This is a genomic window from Cohnella silvisoli, assembly GCF_021190915.1.
GTDB classification, from domain to species: Bacteria; Bacillota; Bacilli; order Paenibacillales; family Paenibacillaceae; genus Cohnella; species Cohnella silvisoli.
Window position 1 is genome coordinate 160,350 of sequence record NZ_JAIOAP010000018.1, and the last position, 7,053, is coordinate 167,402.

The 7,053-nt window shown below is 44.1% G+C and carries 5 protein-coding genes and 1 pseudogene; 4 read left to right on the top strand and 2 right to left on the bottom strand.

Translation table 11 applies throughout. The features are described 5' to 3' along the window. Positions 1–1,452, bottom strand: coding sequence for an RNA-guided endonuclease InsQ/TnpB family protein (locus tag K7P76_RS27495; RefSeq protein ID WP_232189275.1), 1,452 nt, complete (start codon positions 1,450–1,452; stop codon positions 1–3). A 199-nt stretch (positions 1,453–1,651) separates the two neighbouring features. Here K7P76_RS27495 and K7P76_RS27500 point away from each other — a divergent pair, with 199 nt between their 5' ends. Next, complete coding sequence (locus K7P76_RS27500; RefSeq protein ID WP_232189276.1) at positions 1,652–2,641, top strand: zinc-dependent alcohol dehydrogenase family protein; 990 nt, start codon at positions 1,652–1,654, stop codon at positions 2,639–2,641. 76 nt (positions 2,642–2,717) lie between these two features. Then, on the top strand, positions 2,718–3,734 hold the full coding sequence (locus K7P76_RS27505) for a serine hydrolase domain-containing protein (RefSeq protein ID WP_232189277.1): 1,017 nt from the start codon (positions 2,718–2,720) through the stop codon (positions 3,732–3,734). A 40-nt stretch (positions 3,735–3,774) separates the two neighbouring features. Here the strand turns inward: K7P76_RS27505 and corA are convergent, their stop codons facing one another. After that, the gene (gene corA, locus K7P76_RS27510) at positions 3,775–4,755 is read right to left on the bottom strand and encodes a magnesium/cobalt transporter CorA (protein WP_232189278.1); all 981 of its coding nucleotides are present in this window, start codon (positions 4,753–4,755) and stop codon (positions 3,775–3,777) included. A 157-nt stretch (positions 4,756–4,912) separates the two neighbouring features. Between corA and K7P76_RS27515 the strand changes: the two are divergent. After that, positions 4,913–5,779, top strand: a pseudogene (locus K7P76_RS27515) (IS1595 family transposase); the annotation flags it as partial. A gap of 362 nt (positions 5,780–6,141) precedes the next feature. After that, positions 6,142–6,702 carry a dihydrofolate reductase family protein gene (locus tag K7P76_RS27520; RefSeq protein WP_232189279.1) on the top strand — a complete coding sequence of 187 codons (561 nt, stop codon included), beginning with the start codon at positions 6,142–6,144 and terminating at the stop codon, positions 6,700–6,702. The last annotated feature ends 351 nt before the right edge of the window (positions 6,703–7,053 follow it).

Genomic DNA, 7,053 nt, shown 5'->3' on the forward strand with positions numbered 1-7,053 from the left:
TTACCGAAGGCTTAACACCAGCGGAGTTGACACGTTGACGGGCTGATTACCGTCCAACCCCTCTACCCCATGAGCCGAAGCTGTTGGGACTACTTTTCTTAAAATGTTCGCCGCACCATTCACATCCGCATTGATCAAGCCTTTCAAACTCTTATACAAGCCGCGGCAAATCCGTTTTCCGGAAGACGTCCACGTTTTCCCTTCTTCATATCGAGGCAAAGGGTCGTGATCCAGAAAGCTGGCTTTAGAGGTGTAAGCTTCTTCCGTGATTTGTACATCAATGCCTTGTTCAGCGGCTTTATATCGGATCATGGAAGTGAGCATGTGATGCGGAATATGGCAAAAGGATTGGTTGTTTCTTTTGCCGATGTCGGATGCTTGTTTCCATCCGCGATTCTGTCCGATGATGATCGTGCCGATATTTTGATCGACTGCCAGCTGTACGATATGGCGGCTCGCCTTGTGAAACAGGTCTTTGATTTTACGATGACGCATTTGGTGCAATCGCTCTAAACGCTTGGAGGTATGCTGTCCTTCTCTCGGTTGCTTGCCGTGACGGAGTATGCCCATGAAATGAGCCTTCCTTTTGTTATAATACTGATTGATCGCTTTGACGTGCTTGCCCTTCACCAATACGGGTTTTGATCCCGTTGTGGTGACGATGGTTGCAAGATTATCAATACCCAAATCAATCCCCATGTAGCGCTCTTTGTCCACCATTTTCGTTTCAACCGGACATTCAAAAATCAATTCAACGACGTATTGCCCGTACCTAGGAACGACACGCACCTGTTTCAGCTTTCCTTCGGTGTTTCCCAGCTTCCCGATATTCAATCGTTGTTTGGTTTTCGGGAATTTGAGGAACTTTCCTTCTTTGAGGATACAATCCTGATTCGTGAACTGGATTTCCTTTTCTTTGGCGCGGCTGTAGGATGGAATGCTAGGCTTACCTTGGTACTTTTCGGGATGTTGGCGGTAGTCCTTGATGCTCGCAAAGAAGGATTTCCAATTTTGAAGCACACTCTTCATCACCCATTGGCTGCTTTGCGTCGGCAATGCCCGGTAATCCGGCTGCTCCATGACTTTGAATAAGCTGTCCAAAAAATAATAGTCTACGTAAGGGCTCTCTTCCGATGGCAATACGAATGGGTTGCAGTGAATCTCTTGCCGCTTGTCCGCCAGTTTTAGCTGTTCCCTCGCCATTTTCGACTGATAGGCTTTGAACTGGCGTTCATTCATCACTTCGATGTATTGATGCAACGTATCCAGCACTTCTTGTTGCAACGGTTGGAGGGGTTTGTCTTGCCGAAAAGCTGTGAATACTTGCCGGATGTAATAGTTAGTGGTGTTATATAAATGCTTGGCATCTTGACACATCTGTTCAAAATAAGGGAATAAGCAGTGGCTTTTCTTCATCCAAATTTGAAATGTTTTGTACGAGGAATCAGACATGGTTTCACCCCCCCCCTTTTTTTTCATTAGAACGTATGTTCTATTTAATTCTAGCATAAATCAGTCTCCAAAAGTAGGGTTTTCTGACAGTAGATCAGGAAGTCACCGATTCACCGCCCCTTTGCTCTTTGTGTCGCTTGAAGGACGTCCTCACGGTGGTTATGATAGATGGGATTTACGTTAAAGGAGACGAGCTATTATGGAAGCCGCATACGTTAAATTTTATGAATTCGGTAATCCTCTAAGCGTCTTAAAGGTTGAAAATAGAAATATACAACGACCTACGCATGGAGAAGTCCTTGTTCGTATGACCCGTTGCCCAATTAATCCATCTGACCTTATTCCGATTAGAGGGGCTTATCCTCATCGCATAAGTTTACCTGCAGTTCCCGGTTATGAAGGTGTCGGTATTGTTGAGGAGGTCGGCCCTTCCGTTTCTCGCGAACTAATTGGTCGTCGTGTATTGCCTTTGCGGGGGGAAGGGACTTGGCAGCAGTTCGTTAGAGCATCGGCGGCATTGGCAGTGCCTATCCCTGATGCTATTGATGACGACACGGCCGCGCAATTATATATAAATCCGATTACGGCGTGGCTTATTTGTACCGAAGTATTAAGGTTAGGCTCGGAGGATGTCCTGTTGGTAAACGCCTGCGGTTCTTCGATTGGCCGTATTTTTGCCCAGTTGTCCAAGGTTCTAGGTTTTAGGTTAATTGCCGTAACGAGAAATGATGAGCATACAGAACAATTAATTCAGCTCGGCGCTTCCTATGTAATCAATATTTCAAATACACCGTTGTATCAGACTGTTATGGAATTAACGAATGGGCGCGGGGCGAGTGCTGCGATCGACTCTGTAGGCGGATTATCCGGTTCGGAGTTAGCATTATGCATTCGACCTCACGCTAACTTATTAACGATAGGGCTTTTGTCGGGAGTACCCGTAAACTGGGCTGAAATCGCACGGGAAACTAACGCGAATGTTAAGATGTTTCATCTGCGGCATTGGAATGGGCAAGTATCCGTACAAACATGGCAGGAAACCTTCGACCGATTGAAATCTCTGATCATGGACCAAAGATTGAGTTTGATGAAGCCAGACTCTTATTTTAGCCTAAACGAGGTGCACGAAGCCGTGCGTGTCGCTGAATCCTCTAGAAGGAATAAGGGGAAGATTTTTTTGAGTTTTTAGTTTCCCCAAGCGAAGGCGTGGGAGCGTCCTCTCTTATTTGAACGAAAATGTAACGTACTGAGAAGGAGATGGATAATTGAGAAAGTTAATGACCAACCATTTTCAAAGCCTCAATGAGTATGTATATAACATTCAAATGGATATCAGTGCTACAGCTGCAGCTACCTATATTATTATGAACGACACAATTGTAAATGAGTGGTACTCAGGTAGACATGATTCATCGGAAGTCTCACGGATTGTAGATGAAAAAACTGAATTTAATGTAGGCTCTATTCGTAAAACGTATCTTGGACTAGCTATAAGTTTGTTAGTTGAACAAGATTTGATTAGAAGCATTGACGAAGAAGTTGCAGATTATCTACACGAATATAAGGGCGTAATAAAAGGAATTACTCTACGTCACCTGCTTACTCATACTCATGGTTTATTTGAGGATAGAGGGGAAATGTCAAGGGAGTTTCGGGCCGGGGAAAATTGGGCCTACCGAAATATAGGCATTAATATGTTGATTCGATTGGTCTCAAACTTGTCAGGGAAAACCTTAAGCACTTTTATGCAAGATGTTGTATTTGAGATATACAAGCTTAACGATACCGGGTGGAGAACAGAGAATCACGAGCATCTCATTTACAACTATTATGATGATAAAGATACATGGGTCGGTCCCAACGATAGTCATTCGGGTGACCAAGGGAATTTGTTTATAAGTGCAAGGGACTTGGCAATGTGGTGGTATATTCATCTTAAAAAAGGCTGTCTGAACGGAAATCAATTGTTGCCTAAAAGTGTTTTTGAACGAGTAACCTCGCTTGCCACTCCAAAGACGGTTCCGCCTCATTTGCCACGAAACGGTTATATATGGTGGCTTCAAAATGATACTCCTTTGAATCAATTAGGGGAACGTTTGCCTAGTTGTTCTTACCAAATACTTGGTATAACGGGATGCGCTTGCTTGGTTGTACCGGAGTTTAATGCAGTCGTCGTTAGAATGTACAACCAGTTAAGCAATTCCAGCGAATATGATTATTTAAGCGATATCAGACAGTTCGGAAATTTAGCAAACGATCTTTTGAGGTCTTATTCAATATAAAATTATGTTACTCAACAAATGCCCTTATCGTCACTTGAGATCAATTGCTCTCCTTATTAAACCAACCTTTTTTCTTAAAGATTACAAACAGCGTTACCGCAATAGCGATCATCACTCCCCAAGCTATAAAATACCCATACTTCCAATGTAGTTCGGGGATGTTGTCAAAATTCATGCCGTACACGCCTACGATGAACGTCAACGGGATGAAGATGACCGAAATGATCGTGAGCAGCAACACGATATCGTTCGTCTTCAGGGTAATTTGATTCGTTCGATGATTCAGAACCGAGTTTACGTTTTCCACGATATCCGCCGTAGTATCCCGGTCATCTGCCAGCTTCTCGGAAAGTTTTAATAAATGGTCGTATACATCCATGAAATGGAGCTTATTTTCCTCATTCAAGCCAAGGCGTTCTGAATTCACCATACGATAGAGCAAATCCCGCATCGGATGGACAACACTTCTTATTTTAAGAAGATCTGCTCGGATATCGTAAACTGCGTCGAAAATATGCCCGGATGCATGCTTCACCGACATATTTTCAACTTCGTCCAACCGCTCTTCGATTTTTAGAAGAGGCGGAAAGAAGTCATCCACCATTTCATCAATGACCAAATATGCCGTGAATATTGGACTTGTCGCGACATGATGCTTTTGGATGAGCTTGTCCATCGCTTTCTTCACTGTCTCGTTGTGGTCCAAGTGAAAGGTCACGATGTACTTTTCAGATAAAAAAATATCCACTTCTTCCGGTAGCAAGTACTCTCCTTTAAGCGAATGTACGACTAGGAATTTATAATCGCCGTAAAAGTCCGCTTTTGGCCTGGGAATGTGGTGCACGCAATCCTCGATGGCTAACTTATGAAATGAAAAGTGATCGGAAAGAAACTTCGTTTCTTCAGGAGAAGGCTGATCAAAATCAGCCCAGTACCAGGCAAACTTCTCGTCCTTCATATCCGACAGGGAGAGATCTGTTTGCATGTCGCCGTCTCTTGTCATGGCTACAATACGGATCATGTTCACTCCACCTTATTATTATTTATACGACTTTTGTAGTAATGCATAATTCTACAAATAAATATACTCCTTTTTTGTTTATTAAACTAACGGGCAATTATGTTTAACAACCGAGGAGATTTTAGGTATTTAGTTTTAATGTAAGGGGAAAATTTCTGTTGTGCGATTTGGGAAGTACGCTGTAAAATCCCGTACTGGAGAGGTTAAACGTCAACGTTACCGTTGTAAGTCCTGTCGCCAAACGTTCAATGACCTTACAAATACCCCTCTGAAACGAACGAGGAGACCTCATATTTGGATTTGCTTTATTGAATGTATGATTGAGGGTTATTCACTGAGAAAATGTGCAGAGCAGTTAAATGGTGAAGTCACGCACGTCACCTTGTTTTACTGGCGACATAAGATTCTTGCCGCTCTAAAGCAGACTCCAACTGAAGCGTTCCAAGGAATCGTTGAAATGGACGAAACGTATTTCTTATTCTCCGAAAAGGGCAAACGGAATATTGCCGATCGTAAGCCACGTAAACGCGGCGGAAAAGCCAAATATCGTGGTATTAGTAATGACCAAGTATGTGTACTCGTTGCCCGTGACCGTCAGAAAATGACTTACTCTGGCGTACTTGGGCGTGGACGTATTCGGACTACAAAATTGGATGAAGCGATTGGTGGTCATATATCTGACTCAAACGTGCTTTGCACTGATTCGTGGAGAGCATTCAGTTCCTATGCGAATTCAAAGGGCTTGGCTCATTACCGATTTAAGTCCGACGGAAAGCAACGTGTAAAGGGCGTGTACCATATCCAAAACGTAAACAGCTACCACAGCCGCTTAAAAAAGTGGATGGATCGCTTTAACGGCGTTGCAACTAAATATTTGCAACATTATTTGGCTTGGTTTCGTTACTTAGACAGCAAGGAATATGAGAATACAGCATCGAATAAGAAAAATATGTTGGTGAAATCATGCCTGTTTTCTGTGACCGACACGAATGACAAACTTCGGCTTTCTGCTTATACTTGTTAAACTAACTGGCAGTTTAAATTAGCAATCCATAAGAAACAACCCAAGCTGAAATGTGCTAAGCTGATTTGGAGAAACACGCAATAGAAATTCTGAGTACTGCCGACAATGTCATTTGGGGACGTGGGACTTATCAGGGAATGCACAGTTATTGGCCATCTGTGCCTTCGAACCCATCAGCTTCGCAACATGAACGGAATCATGCCGAGTGGATCGAAAAGACAGCCAAAATCGTTTTTTCCACGACACTGGGGAAAGTCGAATGGAACAATTCCAGATTGGTGAAAGAAAATGTCAAGGAATAGATCAAGAACCTCAAGCAGCAGGCAGGCGTTGGAAACTAATAATTGGAGGGAGTTATTGAAATGGCAAAACTGATCTACGCTAATAACATATCTTTGGACGGGTACATTGAGGACGAGCGCGGCAATTTCGATTGGGGGATATCCAATGACGAGACGTATGCGTTCTGGACTGGCTTCCAGCGGCCGATCGGCACCTTCCTATACGGGCGTCGACTCTACGAGAACATGGTGTACTGGGAGACGGCTGACGCCGGCGGCGATCAACCGGAGATAAAGCAGGAATTCGCACAGACCTGGCGAGCGGCTGAGAAGATTGTATATTCCCGGACGCTTCAGGCAGTGTCAAGCGCCAGCACCAGGATAGAGCGCGAATTCGATGCTGATGCGATCCGAAGGCTTAAGGAGTCTTCTGTAGCCGACATTACGATTGGCGGACCCGAGCTTGCCGGGCAGGCGATGAGCGCGGGACTGATCGACGAGTGTCATCTGCTTCTTAATCCGATTGTCTTGGGTGGAGGGAAGCGAGCATTGCCGGACAACCTCAGCATGCGGCTCGAGCTGCTCGGTGAGCGCCGCTTCCAAGGCGGCGTTGTTCATCTTCACTACCGCGTGATCGTTTGACCGCGACGCTAGAGTGAAATTCAGGAGATACGCTTTCGGACTTACTATAATCAAGTGAAATTACGAAGCCGGAAGTTATGAGCGGCTTCCATTTTTGAACTAACGAAGTACGATAGCTCAATAAGCCGCCTCTATAACGAGGCGGTTTTCTTATCGTAAAGATCAACATCAGGATTTAACATAGCCTATTAGAAAATGATGTTATTAAGTTAGTGCCATTTAATGGCAATCCGAAAGAAGTCCTCTTCCTCTATAGGGAGGGGATGAATTTCGGCTAGGCGAAGCCTAGAATCTTCGTGCTCGAAGTCATGACCTTAAAAACTTACAATGAGCTCGGAAATCTAGATATAA